We start from the raw sequence: 17,579 nt of genomic DNA, 5'->3' as shown, positions 1-17,579 counted from the left end.
CGATAGGGAAGAGAGATCAATACCGCCTAAAATAAAAAATGCCCCGGCGAAAATATTTCAGCCAAGGCATTTTTAATCTGTCACGCGTGAGCAAATGGCTCAAAGATAATTAAAATAAGAAAATTAATTCCCTTTCAATAAACGCATAATATCGTCTGGTTTTTCTTCTTCGTCTTCTTCTTCGTCAGAGAATTCAATCCCTAGCTGTGTCATCAACTCATTGATACGATCAAGTTTAGTATCAATATATTGCTGATCTTCGCGATTCACACGCTCGCCCGCTTCTATGCGCTCTAATAATGCATCTAAGCGATCATCATTTTCCAGCATCGCCAGCTCAGCTTCTGGTGAAAGGACCACTTTAGGTGCTTCAACCGCTGGTTTCAGAGTGGATTTTTTCGCTGTTGGATCAATAATTAATGGCACCGGTTTTTTACTACCTAAACGTGGATCGAGTGCCTCTTTCTGTCCATTTTTACCGTTACTGTCTTTATCATGGTAACGACTGCCAGCACTGTGCCCACGATGTTTCTTCAGACGTTTACGCTCACGCCCTTCAGCGTTTAGCTCTGCACGGGTTTTACGGTTTTTTCCCGCTGTCTTTTTCTTAGATGAATACATAACCTGTATACCTTTGATCAAATCGGTTTTCTAGAGCGGAATCTAACAGAAAGTTTTCAACAGCGAAAGCAATCTTCTGTCTTTGATTAATTTCTCGTTAATCTCTACTCAAAATAATTCTAGGCGCAGCAAGGCGGCAAACAACGATATCGCGATATGCCTACTGGGATCAGGTGTTAAGTGACGGAGTATTCGGGTTCGCGAAGAAAAGCCGCAATATTTATCGTAAACCAACCTGCAACTTGAAGTATGCAGAGTATAAATATTTATGCGTTGAAATGATACAACTTGATAGTAAATGAGCCGCATTGACAGCCGGTTATTTTACCCGAGCTGTCAATGCCTGATGACACTAATGATTAAGCGTCAACTAAGACCATTTTTAATAGGAATAATATTGAAACTAGAATGACACAAGGGCCCAGTTCACGCCAGCGGCCAGTTCCAAGTTTCATCGCACAGTAAGCGATAAAACCTAGTGCGATACCTTCCGTAATTGAGAAGCTAAATGGCATCATCACCGCAGTGATGAATGCAGGTACGGATTCCGTTAAATCGTCCCATTTAACTCGTGTTAGGCTAGAGGTCATCAAAACACCGACATACACTAATGCCCCCGCAGTGGCATAAGCCGGCACCATACCCGCTAACGGTGAAATAAACATCGTCAATAAGAACAGAATTCCAATCACGATTGCGGTTAAGCCTGTACGCCCCCCTACAGAGACACCCGCTGTACTTTCGATATATGCTGTGACCGAAGATGTCCCGATCGCAGAGCCAGCAACCGAGCTTAAACTATCGACATACAGCGCTTCTTTCATTCTAGGGAAGGTGCCTTTTTCATTGGTCAGTCCGATTTTATCGGTTACACCAATTAATGTTCCTGAGGAGTCAAATAAATTAACTAGCATGAAAGAGAAAATAATCCCGGATAGGGCTAAATCCAAGGAGCCCATAATATCAACTTGCCCCACCACCGTTGTAATATTTGGTGGCATGGAGAAAATTCCATTATAGGTAACATCGCCTAATGCAAGGCCAATCAAGGTAGTCACAACGATAGAAATCAATACCGCGGCATGGATATTACGCGCGGCAAGGATTGCGATAATAAAAAAGCCGAGTGCACCTAGCCATACATTATGGTGTGTAAAGTTACCAATCGCGACTAAAGTATCTGGGTTCGGAACAATAATACCGGAGTTTTTCAGCCCCATCATGGCGATGAATAAACCAATACCGCTGGTAATACCCACTCGTAGACTTAAAGGAATATTGGCGATAATCCAATAACGAATGCGGAATAAGGTCAGAATAAATAGACCAACTGCGCCCCAAAAAACTGCGCCCATCGCCACTTGCCAAGAGTAACCCATCGCGCCGACAACGACAAAAGCAAAAAAGGCATTCAGCCCCATTGCAGGTGCAACCGCCACAGGTAAATTAGCAAAAATACCCATTAAGATACTGCCCAGGGCAGCTATCAGACACGTTGTCACAAAGACGGCTTTAATATCCATGCCAGCCATGGATAAAATTTGTGGGTTAACAAAAACGATATAAACCATCGTTAAGAAGGTGGTAAAACCGGCAACTAGTTCTGTTCTAACCGTGGTACCGTGTTCTTGTAGCTTGAAGAAACGCTGAAGCAGACACTGTTTTTTTGCAGTATCAAATTGTGAATTGCTCATGTGGTATTTGCCTAAAAAAAGTTTTTTTCGCCCTATCCTACAATAAACAATTGGAAAAAGTTAGCGTTAAAAACCAAAAAAAGGAAACGTTTGCGTAAGTACATGAACAAAAAAAGCTAACTTACTGATAATTGGTCCAGATTATAGATAAAAACAAAATAGACTGGAACAGTGATAATCATGGTCGATTACTCGCGACAAAAGCAAAGAATCGAATGGTAAATAATATCCATAATCAAATCCACTGAGGACATTTCCTGAGTGGATGATTCAAATAATTACGAAAGTGCCAGCAATTTTTGTCGACGCCAAAACAAGAAACACTGTCTTTTACGCTTCTGCCCTATACGTTCTTTGTGCGCTAAATGAGACGTCAATAAATAAGCCAGTATTTCTAGCGTCATACACATGACAAAATAAATAAATGCGACGAATAAAAACACCTCTAATGGATAGACCATTTCTCGATTATTAACTTGGGTCGCCAAAAATGAAAGTTCAGCAACACCAACCACATACGCCAATGAAGTATCTTTAATCAACGCTATCCACTGATTAATAAATGAGGGGATCATCATTCGTAACGCTTGAGGCAACACAATATGCCATAAAACCTGCCAACGATTAAACCCAAGAGACATACCTGCCTGCCATTGCCCTTGACCTATGGCCAGAATACCGGCTTTTACGGCATGAGCTAAATAGGCTGAGGTAATTAATGCCAGCGCACAAACCACAGTTGCAATCCCTGGAATTTCGCTACCCAAGATAACAGGCAATAGAAAATAAGCCCAAAATATCAACATAATAACCGGAATAGCGCGGAAAAAACCTAATATAGCAGCCAACAAATTCATCCAGAAGCCACGTAACATGGCCAATGCGACTCCCGCTAACGTTCCGAGAATAATCGATGCGGCTCCCGCTAATAGACTGATCACTAACGTCAGCGCCGCACCTTCTAAAGGGCCATCAGGGAACGTACCAAACAGGAGATAACGCCAGTTTTGTTCAATAATTGAAAAATCCATCTAAATCCCCTTATTTAGCATACGCTGCTGACGCCACTGGCCCCAGCCTTCCATACAGGCAATAATTACGATATACAGTACCGTTGCTAGCCCGAAAGCTGTAAATGTCTGCAAAGTTTGACTTTCCACTTGGCGCGATACATAAGACAATTCAGCCACACCTATCGCCATGGTTAATGACGAGTTTTTGACAATATTCATATATTGGCCGAGCAAAGGTGGCATGGCGATTTTTACCGCTTGAGGTAAAACCACATACCGCATCGCTTGCCAGCCACTCAAACCCAATGCGAAGGCCGCAAACTTTTGATCTCGGCGAACCCCGCGGATCCCCGCTCTTAGTTCTTCGGCAATAAAAGGCACGGAATACAGAGTTAATCCAATGAAACCGGCAAGAAATTCGTACGATGGCCATGCCAAAGTTATCGGTCCTAGCACTATCTCATGTGGCGTATTTAACCATTCCATCGCCGAGGAAGGTAGAATTTCACCGGAGGCAAAATACCAAAAAAAGAGCTGTATCAATAACGGTGTATTACGAAAAATTGAGGTATATATCGAAACGCCCCAACGTAAACTCGCGATTGAGCTATCCTTTGCCGCCGCAACTGCAAAACCCAGTAGCGTCGATGCCACAATAGTGCAAATAGAAATCCACAGAGTGATCAAAAAACCGTAACCAAACCACTCTAAATATTGCGGCGCCAAAAAATGTTGGGATAAAAATGAGCCATTAAAAAAATACTCAAACATAGTATGCGCCTTCTATAACAGCAAACCCCGCATCAAGAAATATGCGGGGCTTTATTAAGCCTAACCAGCAAGAAGTATCGTTAGCGATTAAGATTGCGGCTGTTGTTTATCTAACGGGGCAAATTTAAAATCACCACGCGGTTGAGCCGCTTTAGTTTCAGGACCAAACCAACGGGTATAAATAACTTCAGCTTGTCCGTTTTGTTCTAATTTCAATAAGGCGCTATTTACCGCTTCAATCAATTGGGTTTCACCTTTGAGCCCGGCTAATGCTTGATATTCACGCGTTAAGCTAAATGGTGAAATTTCATAATCAGCTTTAATTTTTTCCGGTAAATTTCCTAATAATCCAACTAATTTTGCATCATCCTGGGTAATTGCTTGTACATTACCGTTACGTAATGCAGCAAACGCTAACGGTGTATCGTCATAAGAAATGACTTTAGTATTTGGATAGCGCTCACGCAATGTTACTTCTTGCACTGTGCCTTTATCGGCACCAATACGCAGTGCAGCAATATCATCTGGCGTTTTTAGCACACCTTTGCGAGCAATGAATTTCTGCCCGGTGGCAAAATCAGGAATAGTGAAATCAACTTGTTTTGCTCGTTCATCGGTAATCGTGAAATTAGCACCAATTAAGTCAACTTTTCCCGAAGTTAGCAATGGAATACGATTAGCAGGATTCGTAGGGCGTAATTCTAATTTTACCCCCAGATCATCAGCAACAGCTTGAGCGATATCGATATCATAACCGGCTAATTTTTTAGTTTGAGGATCAATAAATCCAAATGGTGGATTGCTATCAAAAACAGAAATACGGATAACTCCTGCTTGTTTAATATCATCCAGTTTATCGGCTTTAGCGATACTAGTTACGAGAGCAAGCCCCGCCAGCAGCGTGGTTGTTAAAATTTTAGCATTCATTGGACACCCCTAACGGTAAGTTTAATCGAGCAACCATTGCAAGTTATCAATTATTATTTAGAACTTAAAAGACTATTAAGTAATATATTTATATTAAAATAGAATATATAAGCGATAAAAAATAGCCCACCTATGTGGGCTATTAGTCAATAAAGCAGAATAAAACTACAATTATCTTCAGTAATGGCAGATTATTTATCGGTACGCGTATCCGAAGATAGCCCACATAAATTATTACGATTATTCATTCCACCATCAGCAGAGGTATACCCTAAGCAGCCTAAAATAGAATCATAAATTTGATGATGATAAAAAGGCCGACCTTGTTGGCTATATTTCTTTAACTGCTCAAAACGTTGCTGATTATTTGGCGAAGCTAAATAGCTGTCCGACATCCAGACCACAAACGGCACCCGGAATTGTTCCTCTGGCGCAATTTCTCGCGGAGTCCCATGCAGTCCATGCCCTTCATTGATCGATTCGCCATGATCTGAGGTATAAAACACAATAGCTTTTTTATCTCTTAACTGATCAATTACGCCATCAATAAAATAATCGGTATACAGAATAGAGTTATCATAGGCATTAATTAATTGTTGTTTAGAACAATTATCATCAACATTTAAACACTCAGGCTGATATTGTTTAAATTCTTTTGGATAACGTTTTGAATACAGGTAATGAGAACCTTTAGTATGCAAAATAATTAAATGTTTACCCTGCGGCTTATTCTCGATTGATGAGTGAACCTCATCTATCAGCAACGTATCGTCGATAGGTTTGCCGTAAGTACTATGCTTCGCGGTAATCATTTCTCTAATCAAGTAATTATCAACATCTAATTTATTGTAAAACCACACTTCACCTTGCATGGCAAATAACTCGGAAGAGAAGCCTAATTTCTTCATTACGGAAAAAATATTATTCTCTTTCATCGTACGCTGCGGATTATCTTCCACCCCGCCTTCACGCACAAACATGCAACGTAAGGATAATTTAGTCGCGGTATCGCAAGAACGACCTTTAAACGCCACTAGATTTTTTTCTTTGGATAATAAAGGGTTAGTTTGTCTCGAATACCCTAATAACCCCATATGATCCCATCTTGCTGTTTCCCCAATAATAAATACGACATAAGCATCGTTGTTGTCAGCGTCTGGGGTATAAGTAAATTTCTGGCTAGGATCAAAAATTTCATTTTCATTAAATTTATCATCGTACTGAGTAATCGCGTATTGAACTAACGGAATAATCCAGTTCGTCGGTAAATAAGCGTAACTCAAGCTGCCGCTATAACTTGATAAATCGACATTCATTTGCGCTTCATGTTTTTTCTGTTGCTGATCCATGAGTTTTAAATATGAATATACGCTAACAGCAATCACCGCTAATAATAAAATACTTTTTAAGCAGGCTTTTCGATTATTTTTTAGCTGAGACAATAGAGTATTGTTATTCGGTGAGCACCAAATTAGTAACAGCGGGATAGCCGATAATCCAATCACCCAATAAATAAAACTATTACCCACAACTTCTTTTGATAAATCGATATCTGTGGTTAATACAGAAATAAGAATGCCATAACCGATAACCACATCGAAAAAGGTGATGTAATAACTGGCGCACACACTAGCAATAACTACGATAGAAGCACAAATTTTAAAGAAAATCGCACCGCCAAGAGATAACAATCTAAAAAAGAAAAAAGAAAAAGCCACATTGACAATCGCTTCGCCTGCCAATGTGAAATAACTAACCCCTGTACCGTGGGATATTTGAGTGTCAAAACGACCTTGATAAACATCTAAATTGAGGAGTATGCCTATGAAAATAGATAAGATAACGGCAAGGGTGGTTTGGTTTTTCGGGATATAACGTAACAAAAAACTGCGCATATTTTATATTCAGAATAAGTGATAGCAATGATGTATTACAGACATCTATAATTTTATTAGGTTCATTCTGTGATTTAATCTGGCGGAAGATAAAAATAGCAAAAAGAACTTTTTTTAACCAACAGTAAGGTTTTATACGCTCTTTTTCGATAAAGCCACTGCTAAGAAGGGGTAAATAGCCGAGGGAGAAACAGCCTCCCTCGCCAAGTTATTTTTTCTCAGGATATTGGTTATCGATACCTTGACTGGTAGATTTATCTACAGTTTTAGTCAGCATTTTCTCTACGGTATCGCCGCCCATATGACGGAAATCCTGACCTTTTGCATAATAGAAGATAAATTCGCAAATATTCTGGCAACGGTCGCCGATTCGTTCAATCGATCGAGCACAAAATAGCGCGGTTAATACACTCGGAATAGTACGCGGATCTTCCATCATATAAGTCATTAATTGACGAACAATTCCGTCATATTCTTGATCAACTTTTTCATCTTCACGATAAATTCGTACTGCTTCATCGACATCCATACGAGCAAAAGCATCAAGTACATCATGCAGCATCTGCACAGTATGACGACCGAGCGACTCTAAGCTCACCAGCAAAGATTGATGTTGATGCGAAAATTTTTCTAACGCCGTTTTACAAATTTTATCGGCAACATCACCAATTCGTTCTAATTCGGAAATAGTCTTGGAAATTGCCATAATTAGCCGCAGATCGCTGGCTGTTGGCTGGCGTTTGGCGATAATTTTAACGCAAGCCTCATCAATGGCGACTTCCATCATATTCACTTGGTGATCATTAGCGATAACTTCGCGTGCCAATGCTTCGTCTTGATTATGCATCGCCGTAATTGCTTTGGTCAGTTGTTCTTCGACCAATCCACCCATTGCCATCAGCTCAGTGTGAATATGTTCTAGCTCAGCGTTAAACTGACCAGAAATATGTTTATTATGATTCAAAGTGTCCATGCTATTGCTCCGTATCAACCATAACGGCCAGTAATATAATCTTCAGTCTGCTTCATCGCTGGCGTAGTAAACATGGTATCAGTTTCGTTAAACTCCACCAGCTCGCCTAAATACATGAAGGCGGTATAGTCCGAGCAGCGAGCCGCTTGCTGCATATTGTGCGTTACAATTACGACGGTATATTCAGATTTCAGTTCGCTAATAAGTTCTTCAATACGCCCAGTTGAGATAGGGTCAAGTGCTGAACAAGGTTCATCGAGCAATAAAACGTCAGGACGGATAGCAATTCCACGTGCGATACATAAGCGCTGTTGCTGGCCTCCCGATAAACTATAACCACTTTGGTGTAGTTTATCTTTGGTTTCGTTCCACAATGCCGCTTTGGTCAACGCCCACTGTACACGCTGATCCATATCGGCACGCGACAGTTTTTCAAATAAACGGACGCCAAACGCAATATTGTCATAGATTGACATCGGGAATGGCGTGGGTTTTTGGAATACCATACCGACTTTAGCGCGCAATAAGGCAATATCTTGTTTATCTGTCAGGATATTCTGCCCATCGAGTAAAATTTCACCTTCAGCGCGCTGCTCACCATATAATTCATACATTTTATTGAAGGTTCGTAGCAACGTTGATTTACCACACCCTGAAGGGCCGATAAATGCGGTAACTTTGTTCTTGGCAATATCCAGCGAAATATTTTTCAGCGCATGGAATTTTCCATAATAAAAATTCAAGTCACGTACCAAAATTTTACTTTCTGTATTCTCGTTGGCTGTCATTATCATTACTGCTCTCTCTCTAAATTCGTAATTTGGGCCCGGCAATTCGCACTATTCTCGGTAAGATTTATGATTTAATTAACCTTATATCTCAATAATATAAGTTGGCAGTTCTCACCGCTTAATACTTACTTTTAGCAAATAGCACACGCGCGATAATATTGATTAATAGAACACACAGGGTGATTAGCAGGACACCAGCCCAAGCCAATTGCTGCCATTCGGAGAATGGACTCATCGCAAATTTAAAGATAGTTACTGGCAGGTTAGCAATCGGCTCACTCATGTCAGTACTCCAGAACTGGTTCGACAGTGAAGTAAACAGTAGCGGAGCAGTTTCCCCGGCGATACGGGCAATCGCCAACAAAATCCCGGTAATAATCCCGGATACCGACGCTTTCAGCGTAATGGATAAAATCATTTTCCATTTTGGGGTTCCCAGCGCATATGCTGCTTCTCGTAGACTGTCAGGCACCAGTTTTAGCATGTTTTCTGTGGTACGAATAACGATTGGAATTTGCAGTAAGGCTAAGGCCATCACGCCAGCCCAGCCAGAGAAGTGCTGTACTTGTGCGACCACCAAAGTATAAACAAATAATCCCACCACAATCGATGGCGCAGACAACAAAATGTCATTGATAAAGCGCGTCACAGAAGCTAACCATGAACTACGGCCATATTCAGCGAGATAAATCCCAGCTAAAATACCCAGCGGAGTACCGCACACGGTAGACCAAAAAATCAATAACCCGCTACCCATAATGGCATTTGCTAAGCCACCGCCCTCAGTATTGGGTGGCGGTGTCATTTCAGTGAATAAATTCAATGACATGCCATCGATTCCTTTACTAACGGTAGAAAATAAAATCCATACTAACCAAAATAATCCAAACGCCATAGCTAACATTGAAATCACTAGCGCTAAGCGATTTTTTTGTCGACGCCATGCCTGACGGCGTGCACGTTCCTGATAATTAATCTGACTCGGTTGTGTCTGTGACATATCAGCGGCCCTCATTCTTAGCCAAACGCATCACCATCAATTTAGAGAGTGCGAGGACAATAAAGGTTATCACAAATAAAATTAGCCCTAATTCCATCAATGCAGAGGTATGTAAGCCGCTCTCTGCTTCAGCAAATTCATTGGCTAATGCCGAAGTGATACTGTTCCCCGGCATAAATAACGACACGCTATCTAGCTGATAAGTGTTTCCGATCACAAAGGTCACCGCCATCGTTTCGCCTAAGGCACGGCCTAAACCTAACATCACACCGCCAATCACTCCATTGCGGGTAAATGGCAACACGATATTCCAAATCACTTCCCACGTAGTGCAGCCAATCCCATACGCTGACTCTTTCATCATCACGGGGGTTTGTTCGAAAACATCACGCATAACTGAGGCGATATAAGGAATAATCATTATCGCAAGGATAACGCCAGCCGCCAGAATACCGATACCAAATGCAGGGCCTGAAAATAACTCGCCCACAATAGGAATACTCGACATAATCTCGCCTACGGGCTCTTGAAAATACTCCGCAAATAATGGCGCAAAAACAAATAACCCCCACATACCGTAAACAATACTGGGGATAGCCGCGAGCAGCTCAATCGCTATACCTAATGGTCTTTTAAGCCAATTAGGGGCCAACTCAGTCAAAAAAAAGGCGATCCCAAAACTGACAGGAACCGCAATAATTAACGCAATAATCGAAGTGACGATGGTGCCATAAATCGGGACTAATGCGCCAAATTGTTCCGCCGGAGCATCCCACTCTTTAGTCCATAAAAAAGCTAAACCAAACTTTTGAATACTGGGCCATGAAGCAATAATTAGCGAAATAATGATGCCGCCTAGCATCAATAAAGTGATCAGCGCAGCCAGCCGGACTAGCGCATGGAAAATCACATCACCTCTTTTACTTGGGGCTTTTAATGCCGGAGTTTTTTCGGCCATTGATTCGTTCTCATTTAAGTGGCTCTGTGCATCAACTAACAAAGAGCCCAACAACTTTACAGGAGGATAATCTTCATCCTAAACATTCGCCTCCCATCTTCCAACCCTAACAACAGTTAATTATGCTCAGAATAACGGATTACCTTGGCTATCTTTGATATTGCTGTTCCACGCTGCACGAACCGCTGTAATTACTTCGGGGGGCAAGGTCGCATAATCTAATGCTTCGGCTTGTTTTCCGCCTTTTTCGTAAGCCCAATTAAAGAACTCAAGAACGGCTTTGCCTTTCTCCGCATTATCTTGTTTAGTCGGGACTAAAATGAAGGTTGTCGAGGCAATTGGCCACGCATTTTCACCGGCACGATTAGTTAAGTCTTGTGCAAATGATTTCGACCAATCGACTTCTCTCGCTGCGGCACTAAAGCTTTCACCGGTCGGTGAAACCACATGACCATCAGCAGAGACTAATTTGGTGTAGGCTAAATTATTCTGTTTAGCGTAAGCGTATTCAACATAACCTATCGAACCCGGCAAACGCTGAACAAAAGCAGCAACGCCATCATTACCTTTACCGGCGACACTTTGTGGCCAGTTAACTGTTGAACCTGCGCCTACTTTTTGTTGCCAATCTGGGCTCACTTTCGCTAAGTAGCTAGTAAAGACAAAGGTTGTTCCTGAACCATCAGCACGACGAACAACCGCAATATTCTGAGCGGGCAGAGTCACACCTGGATTCAGCTTAGAAATCGCTGGGTCATTCCATTTTTTGATTTTGCCCAGATAAATATCACCGAGCGTTTTGCCATCTAACGTCAAATCGCCGGATTGAATGCCTTTAACATTTACCGCTAAAACTACGCCGCCAATAATTGTTGGAAATTGAAATAAACCGTCTTGTGCTAGTTTTTCATCTTTCAATGGGGCATCAGTAGCACCAAAATCAACGGTTTTTGCATTAATTTGTTTAACACCACCAGAAGAACCAATCCCCTGATAGTTAACTTGATTACCGGTCTCTTTATGATAAGAATCAGCCCATTTTGCATAAACCGGGGCTGGGAATGTCGCGCCTGCACCCGTTAAGCTGGTAGCGGCAAAAGAAGACATCGCTGTCAGAGAAAGTGTCGCTGCCATAACGCTGGCTAGAGTAGTACGCATCATTTTCATAATTGCTCCTGATGGAATGCAAATAAACAATTTAATCATCAATTGTTGAGTGATAAGTCACCATAAGGAAAATAGGACAATTTGGTTACAGCAACATGTCTTATTTATGACAGTTTTATGACAATGGAAGGAAGTTCAAATAAAATAACTGTAAAAAAAGTTAATCAACAAGAAAAAAACTTTGATTTATAAGGAGATTAAATAGGAATGGATATCTTTTCGGTGGATAAAAGTAAACAAAAATACGGTCATAAAAACGCATAAAAATATCATAAATAACCAAAATCAGCCTATTGGGCGCTGCAATAATTAATCTTCAGACTCTGTTAACGGTAAAACTGCCCGAATTGATAACCCACCTCGCTCACTTTTGTCTATTTCAATATGCCCTTCATGCGCATCCAGAATACGGCGAATAATGGCTAAACCTAAGCCAGTTCCTTTATTGCTACGCGCTTTTTCGCCTTGCACAAATGGCTGAAAGAGACGCTGGATGTCATCTTCTTTGATCCCCACACCATCATCATCGACTTGGAACCACGCAATTTCATCATTTTTACCACTGCTGACTTTGATCCAACCGTTACCATAACGATGCGCATTAACTATCATATTAGTCACTGCACGTCGGATAGCTAATGGGTTGGCGTTAACAGTAATCACTCCCGGCATCAATGCAGCTTCAATACCACCAGCGACACCGCTTTCAGAATCAATGGCTTCCATCAGAATGGCATTCATATCACAGAATTCCATATTCATTTCTTGGCCAGTACGCAAATAATCCATAAATTGACCAATAATGGCATCGCACTCTTCAATATCTTTATTGATTGATTCGGCTAAATAACCGTCTTCTTGCCCCATCATTTCTGTTGCTAGACGAATACGGGTTAACGGTGTGCGTAAATCGTGGCTCACCCCTGCCATCAAAATGGTTCGATCATTATCTAAAGTCTTAATGCCAGTTGTCATTTGATTAAACGAACGGATAGCTGCTCGCACTTCAACAGCCCCCTCCTCCTTCATCGTCGGTAACATAATCCCTTTACCTATCTGATTAGCATGATATTCCAATGCCAATAAAGGTCGATTTTGATAACGAATATATAGCCAAACACCGGCAAAAATAGTCAAAAATATAGCAATAGTATAGCGAAAAACCTGTGAAAATTGATTTTGACCAATTTCAGTCAACGGAACTCTAACCCAAACATCTGGAGCCAAATAAGAGGTTAACCATAAAATCGGGTATTCGCGCCCAATTTCAAGGCGAACATCTGCTTGTCCTCCCAGATAATGGGTCATTTGATCACTTAAAAAATCATAATGCTTAGCCCAATTCAGCCCTTCGTCCATTGCAGCCGAGTGTGCATAAAACGTAATTCCTAATTCATTATAGATTTTCTTGCGTAAAGCTGGGGAGACTCTCACCGTTGTGCCATCTTTCAGCACCATTTTTTCGGCCATTAACGTGCGTACTTCATAAGCCAATACCTTATTAAATTGTTGTAAGCTCGGCATAACAACAAAATTTAATACCACCAAATAGCTGGTCGCAAGGCTAGCAAATAATAATGCCACAATTAAAAATAGTGAACGAGAAAAGGTACTTCGACGTGAGAATCTCAACCGCTTCATGCTTTACTACCATCCGGAACAAAGACATACCCCAAGCCCCAAACCGTTTGGATATATCGAGGATGAGCAGGATCTTCTTCAATCATACGACGTAAGCGTGAAATTTGAACGTCAATCGAACGTTCCATTGCACTGTATTCACGGCCGCGCGCAAGACTCATTAATTTATCACGAGATAACGGCTCACGCGGATAAGAAACTAATACCTTCAATACAGCGAATTCACCGCTGGTTAATGGCATATTTTCTTCGCCTTGGAACATCTCACGCGTACCTAAATTAAGCTTAAATTTACCAAAAGTAATTACCGCATCGTCCTGAGAAGGCGCCCCCGGCAGTTCATTCGCCTGACGACGCAATACTGCACGGATCCTGGCTAATAATTCACGCGGATTAAACGGTTTTGGAATGTAATCATCAGCACCGATTTCTAGCCCAACGATACGATCAACTTCTTCACCTTTGGCTGTTACCATAATAATTGGAATCGGATTATTTTGACTTCTCAGTCGGCGACAAATAGATAAACCATCTTCACCCGGCAACATTAAATCGAGGACGATTAAATGAATAGATTCTCGGGTTAAGATCCGGTCCATTTGCTCAGCATTGGCCGCACTTCTAACTTGAAACCCTTGCTCAGTTAAATAGCGTTCAAGCAATGCCCGCAGACGCATATCATCATCAACGACAAGAACCTTATAACTTTCTTGCATTTTTTAGTCCTTAATATGTACTAATTGTGTGTAATCTAACATTTAAGATAAGAATAAACCAAATGTATGTAGTTATCCTATCAATTAATCATACGATATAAACGCTTTATATCAGCGTATTAACCGCTAATTACTCTTCAAATGATTTATAGCTAATGGCTAAAATACTATAAGTAACAAGCCCGCCAGGCGTGCTTACACTGACCTCATCATCAACTTGTTTACCAATTAATGCCCTTGCAACCGGCGAATCAATTGAAATCCACTGTTTAGCGGGTTCGAATTCATCCGGCCCAACTAAACGATAAATTTTAATGGTTTCATCTTCCGCTTCTAATTTAACCCAAGCACCAAAGAATACTTTTCCTTCTTGTCGTGAGTCCGGCTCAACAATTTTAAGTTGCTCTAATCGTTTGGATAAAAAACGCACTCGGCGATCAATTTCTCTTAAGCGTTTTTTTCCGTAAATATATTCAGCATTTTCAGAACGATCGCCCATTGCCGCAGCTTCTGAAACAGCCTGCGTGACACGAGGTCTCTCTTCCTTCCAGAGATACTTTAATTCTCTATCGAGAGCATCCCAGCCCTGACGTGTAATATAGTGACTTTTTGCCATAATCTCTTAGTGATGAATATTCCATTCAATAACTATATATGAAATAAAAAAAACAAGAATCAGATGATATCAATAATATCCTAAATATTATTATTCATGCAGTAAGGGGGACAGAAAGACAGCAAATAATCTTGGTTCACTGGAAATTCCCCCCATCACCAAGTATAACTGTGCCATTATTTTTAACCTTCCTTATAAGCAGGTATAAAAGAAACCCAATGAGTAATGCTACCCTAAGCCAAATTATAGCAGATGAGCTGCGAGCTCAACCGCAACAAGTCCTTTCCGCGATCACGCTGCTTGATGAAGGAAATACCGTTCCTTTTATTGCCCGCTACCGTAAAGAAGTAACCGGTGGACTCGACGATACGCAATTACGCCAGCTTGAGAGCCGTTTAAGTTATTTACGCGAACTTAATGACCGCAAACAAACCATATTGAAATCTATCAGCGAACAAGGGAAATTAACCCCAGAGCTGGATAATGCAATTAATAGCACGCTAAATAAAACAGAACTCGAAGATCTCTATTTACCGTACAAGCCTAAACGTCGTACTCGTGGGCAAATTGCGATTGAAGCCGGATTAGAACCTTTAGCGGATAGCTTATGGCAAAATCCACAGCAAGATCCTGAAATCAGTGCTGAAAGCTATGTTGATGCCACAAAAGGTGTCGCCGATACCAAAGCGGCACTCGATGGCGCACGTTATATTTTAATGGAGCGCTTCTCCGAAGATGCATCCTTATTGGCGAAAGTACGTCATTATTTATGGAAAAATGCGGAGATTGTTGCCAAAGTTGTTGAAGGTAAAGAGCAAGAAGGAGCTAAATTTAGTGATTATTTTGATCACCATGAAGCCGTAGCTAACGTACCTTCGCACCGTGCCCTCGCAATGTTCCGAGGAAGAAACGAAGGAATTTTACAACTCTCTCTCAATCCAGATCCGCAATTTGATGAACCCCCAAAAGAAAGCTATTGCGAAGAAATTATCACCAACCATCTTGATATCCGACTCAATAATGCCCCTGCAGATCGCTGGCGCAAGGCCGTTATTAGCTGGACATGGCGAATTAAAGTTCTGTTGCATATAGAAACAGAAATAATGAGCACGCTACGTGAGAAAGCTGAAGAAGAAGCAATTAACGTCTTTGCTCGCAATCTGCACGATTTATTAATGGCTGCGCCAGCAGGCATGCGAGCTACGATGGGACTGGATCCCGGCTTACGTACTGGTGTAAAAGTTGCGGTCGTCGATGCGACCGGTAAACTGATCGCTACCGATACAATTTATCCGCATACTGGGCAGGCGACTAAAGCTGCCGCCAGTGTCGCAGCGCTATGCGTAAAACATCAGGTTGAATTAGTGGCGATTGGTAATGGAACGGCTTCACGCGAGACCGAACGCTTTTTCGCCGAAGTTCAGCGACAATACCCAGAGGTAACTGCACAAAAAGTCATTGTGAGCGAAGCGGGTGCCTCGGTATATTCCGCGTCTGAACTGGCAGCATTAGAATTTCCTGATTTAGATGTGTCTATTCGTGGTGCGGTCTCTATTGCACGCCGTTTACAAGATCCGCTGGCTGAATTAGTTAAAATTGACCCTAAATCTATCGGAGTAGGCCAATATCAACATGATGTTAGCCAAACACAATTAGCGCGCAAACTGGATGCTGTCGTCGAGGACTGTGTGAACTCGGTTGGCGTCGATTTAAATACGGCCTCTGTGGCCTTATTAAACCGTGTGGCGGGACTAAGCAAAATTATAGCCCAAAATATTGTTAATTGGCGCGATGAAAATGGCCAATTCAATAACCGTAAACAATTGCTAAAAGTGGCTCGTTTAGGGCCAAAAGCCTTTGAACAGTGTGCCGGATTTTTACGTATTTCTAACGGAGATAACCCGTTAGATGCCTCGACAGTTCACCCTGAAACCTATCCTGTTGTCGAAAAAATCTTAGCGACTGTAAAACAGCCACTCAAAGAGATTATGGGTAATGCAGAAGCTTTAAGAAACTTAAAAGCCGACAGTTTCACCACTGAGAAATTTGGTATCCCGACAGTTACCGATATCCTAAAAGAATTAGCTAAGCCGGGACGTGACCCACGCCCTGAGTTCAAAACCGCTACCTTTGCCGATGGCATCGAAACAATGAAAGACTTGCAACCGGGAATGATCCTCGAAGGCTCAGTTACTAACGTGACTAATTTCGGAGCATTTGTCGATATCGGTGTACACCAAGATGGATTAGTTCATATCTCATCGCTGTCTGACAAATTCGTCGAAGATCCACACACAGTAGTAAAAGCCGGTGATATCGTCAAAGTTAAAGTCATTGATGTTGATATTAATCGTAAACGCATCGCATTAACTATGCGATTAGATGAACAACCCGGCGAAAGAACTGCACCGGCATCGCGTTCATCCACAGCCCCTGCACGGCCAGAAAGTACCGCCAAAAATACTAATCGTAGCAATAATAATCATAGCAATAATAACCATAATCGCCGAGGTAATCATACCAATACCGGAGCGAGTAATAGTGCAATGAGTGATGCTCTTGCGGCCGCATTAGGCAAAAAACGTTAACCCGTCGCTAAAATAGTCTGCCCGCAGTATAATACTGCGGGCTATTTATAAATAATGTTTATTAATAGCCCCTTAAATTAGTGCTATCTAAATACAATCATCCGCGTAAACAATGCCCCCACACGCAAATAATTATCATGGTTATGGTATATAAAACCACCAAAATCTGATTATTTTTGATCCAAATCAAGCTATTTAAAGCTGAATC

General features: G+C 41.5%; 15 protein-coding genes. 1 reads left to right on the top strand and 14 read right to left on the bottom strand.

Annotation, left to right across the window (positions count from 1 at the left end; genetic code table 11):
* Positions 1-123: 123 nt before the first annotated feature.
* The 14 genes from yihI to greB form a co-directional block, all read right to left on the bottom strand.
* Positions 124-621, bottom strand: a complete 498-nt coding sequence (yihI, locus tag MNY66_RS00835) for a Der GTPase-activating protein YihI (protein ID WP_047254641.1) — start codon at positions 619-621, stop codon at positions 124-126.
* A gap of 359 nt (positions 622-980) precedes the next feature.
* The gene (locus tag MNY66_RS00830; RefSeq protein WP_047254640.1) at positions 981-2,315 is read right to left on the bottom strand and encodes an NCS2 family permease; all 1,335 of its coding nucleotides are present in this window, start codon (positions 2,313-2,315) and stop codon (positions 981-983) included.
* A 278-nt stretch (positions 2,316-2,593) separates the two neighbouring features.
* The gene (locus tag MNY66_RS00825) at positions 2,594-3,346 is read right to left on the bottom strand and encodes an amino acid ABC transporter permease (protein WP_241501249.1); all 753 of its coding nucleotides are present in this window, start codon (positions 3,344-3,346) and stop codon (positions 2,594-2,596) included.
* Positions 3,347-4,099 carry an amino acid ABC transporter permease gene (locus MNY66_RS00820; RefSeq protein WP_241501248.1) on the bottom strand — a complete coding sequence of 251 codons (753 nt, stop codon included), beginning with the start codon at positions 4,097-4,099 and terminating at the stop codon, positions 3,347-3,349. It abuts the gene before it with no gap.
* Between the two features lie 87 nt (positions 4,100-4,186).
* Complete coding sequence (locus tag MNY66_RS00815) at positions 4,187-5,026, bottom strand: ABC transporter substrate-binding protein (protein WP_047254637.1); 840 nt, start codon at positions 5,024-5,026, stop codon at positions 4,187-4,189.
* A gap of 191 nt (positions 5,027-5,217) precedes the next feature.
* Positions 5,218-6,921 carry a kdo(2)-lipid A phosphoethanolamine 7''-transferase gene (gene eptB, locus MNY66_RS00810; protein ID WP_047254636.1) on the bottom strand — a complete coding sequence of 568 codons (1,704 nt, stop codon included), beginning with the start codon at positions 6,919-6,921 and terminating at the stop codon, positions 5,218-5,220.
* Positions 6,922-7,129: 208 nt separating this feature from the next.
* Positions 7,130-7,894, bottom strand: coding sequence for a phosphate signaling complex protein PhoU (gene phoU / locus MNY66_RS00805; protein ID WP_047254635.1), 765 nt, complete (start codon positions 7,892-7,894; stop codon positions 7,130-7,132).
* Positions 7,895-7,908: 14 nt separating this feature from the next.
* Complete coding sequence (gene pstB / locus MNY66_RS00800; protein WP_047254634.1) at positions 7,909-8,682, bottom strand: phosphate ABC transporter ATP-binding protein PstB; 774 nt, start codon at positions 8,680-8,682, stop codon at positions 7,909-7,911.
* A 121-nt stretch (positions 8,683-8,803) separates the two neighbouring features.
* Entirely contained in the window at positions 8,804-9,700 is an 897-nt protein-coding gene (gene pstA, locus MNY66_RS00795; RefSeq protein ID WP_134473603.1) for a phosphate ABC transporter permease PstA, read from the bottom strand.
* Positions 9,687-10,643 carry a phosphate ABC transporter permease PstC gene (pstC, locus tag MNY66_RS00790; protein ID WP_047254632.1) on the bottom strand — a complete coding sequence of 319 codons (957 nt, stop codon included), beginning with the start codon at positions 10,641-10,643 and terminating at the stop codon, positions 9,687-9,689. Before pstC ends, pstA begins: the two co-directional genes overlap by 14 nt.
* A 126-nt stretch (positions 10,644-10,769) precedes the next feature.
* On the bottom strand, positions 10,770-11,810 hold the full coding sequence (gene pstS, locus MNY66_RS00785) for a phosphate ABC transporter substrate-binding protein PstS (RefSeq protein WP_047254631.1): 1,041 nt from the start codon (positions 11,808-11,810) through the stop codon (positions 10,770-10,772).
* A 309-nt stretch (positions 11,811-12,119) separates the two neighbouring features.
* A complete protein-coding gene (gene envZ, locus MNY66_RS00780; protein ID WP_047254630.1) occupies positions 12,120-13,451 on the bottom strand; it encodes a two-component system sensor histidine kinase EnvZ in 1,332 nt (443 codons plus the stop codon).
* Positions 13,448-14,167: an osmolarity response regulator transcription factor OmpR gene (gene ompR, locus MNY66_RS00775; RefSeq protein ID WP_036948456.1), complete on the bottom strand. Its 720-nt coding sequence runs from the start codon at positions 14,165-14,167 to the stop codon at positions 13,448-13,450. Before ompR ends, envZ begins: the two co-directional genes overlap by 4 nt.
* A 130-nt stretch (positions 14,168-14,297) precedes the next feature.
* Positions 14,298-14,783 carry a transcription elongation factor GreB gene (gene greB, locus MNY66_RS00770; RefSeq protein ID WP_047254629.1) on the bottom strand — a complete coding sequence of 162 codons (486 nt, stop codon included), beginning with the start codon at positions 14,781-14,783 and terminating at the stop codon, positions 14,298-14,300.
* Positions 14,784-15,001: 218 nt separating this feature from the next.
* Between greB and MNY66_RS00765 the strand changes: the two genes are divergently transcribed.
* On the top strand, positions 15,002-17,371 hold the full coding sequence (locus MNY66_RS00765) for a Tex family protein (protein ID WP_241501247.1): 2,370 nt from the start codon (positions 15,002-15,004) through the stop codon (positions 17,369-17,371).
* Positions 17,372-17,579 lie beyond the last annotated feature (208 nt).

The organism is Moellerella wisconsensis, assembly GCF_022592395.1.
In the GTDB taxonomy this organism is placed as follows: Bacteria; Pseudomonadota; Gammaproteobacteria; order Enterobacterales; family Enterobacteriaceae; genus Moellerella; species Moellerella wisconsensis.
This window is presented reverse-complemented; position numbering and strand designations above follow the sequence as displayed.

What these genes read in the sequence shown, in the direction of transcription:
- yihI (WP_047254641.1), bottom strand. Translation starts at nt 621, where the DNA reads ATGTATTCATCTAAGAAAAAGACAGCGGGAAAAAACCGTAAAACCCGT.
- MNY66_RS00830 (WP_047254640.1), bottom strand. Translation starts at nt 2,315, where the DNA reads ATGAGCAATTCACAATTTGATACTGCAAAAAAACAGTGTCTGCTTCAG.
- MNY66_RS00825 (WP_241501249.1), bottom strand. Translation starts at nt 3,346, where the DNA reads ATGGATTTTTCAATTATTGAACAAAACTGGCGTTATCTCCTGTTTGGT.
- MNY66_RS00820 (WP_241501248.1), bottom strand. Translation starts at nt 4,099, where the DNA reads ATGTTTGAGTATTTTTTTAATGGCTCATTTTTATCCCAACATTTTTTG.
- MNY66_RS00815 (WP_047254637.1), bottom strand. Translation starts at nt 5,026, where the DNA reads ATGAATGCTAAAATTTTAACAACCACGCTGCTGGCGGGGCTTGCTCTC.
- eptB (WP_047254636.1), bottom strand. Translation starts at nt 6,921, where the DNA reads ATGCGCAGTTTTTTGTTACGTTATATCCCGAAAAACCAAACCACCCTT.
- phoU (WP_047254635.1), bottom strand. Translation starts at nt 7,894, where the DNA reads ATGGACACTTTGAATCATAATAAACATATTTCTGGTCAGTTTAACGCT.
- pstB (WP_047254634.1), bottom strand. Translation starts at nt 8,682, where the DNA reads ATGACAGCCAACGAGAATACAGAAAGTAAAATTTTGGTACGTGACTTG.
- pstA (WP_134473603.1), bottom strand. Translation starts at nt 9,700, where the DNA reads ATGAGGGCCGCTGATATGTCACAGACACAACCGAGTCAGATTAATTAT.
- pstC (WP_047254632.1), bottom strand. Translation starts at nt 10,643, where the DNA reads ATGGCCGAAAAAACTCCGGCATTAAAAGCCCCAAGTAAAAGAGGTGAT.
- pstS (WP_047254631.1), bottom strand. Translation starts at nt 11,810, where the DNA reads ATGAAAATGATGCGTACTACTCTAGCCAGCGTTATGGCAGCGACACTT.
- envZ (WP_047254630.1), bottom strand. Translation starts at nt 13,451, where the DNA reads ATGAAGCGGTTGAGATTCTCACGTCGAAGTACCTTTTCTCGTTCACTA.
- ompR (WP_036948456.1), bottom strand. Translation starts at nt 14,167, where the DNA reads ATGCAAGAAAGTTATAAGGTTCTTGTCGTTGATGATGATATGCGTCTG.
- greB (WP_047254629.1), bottom strand. Translation starts at nt 14,783, where the DNA reads ATGGCAAAAAGTCACTATATTACACGTCAGGGCTGGGATGCTCTCGAT.
- MNY66_RS00765 (WP_241501247.1), top strand. Translation starts at nt 15,002, where the DNA reads ATGAGTAATGCTACCCTAAGCCAAATTATAGCAGATGAGCTGCGAGCT.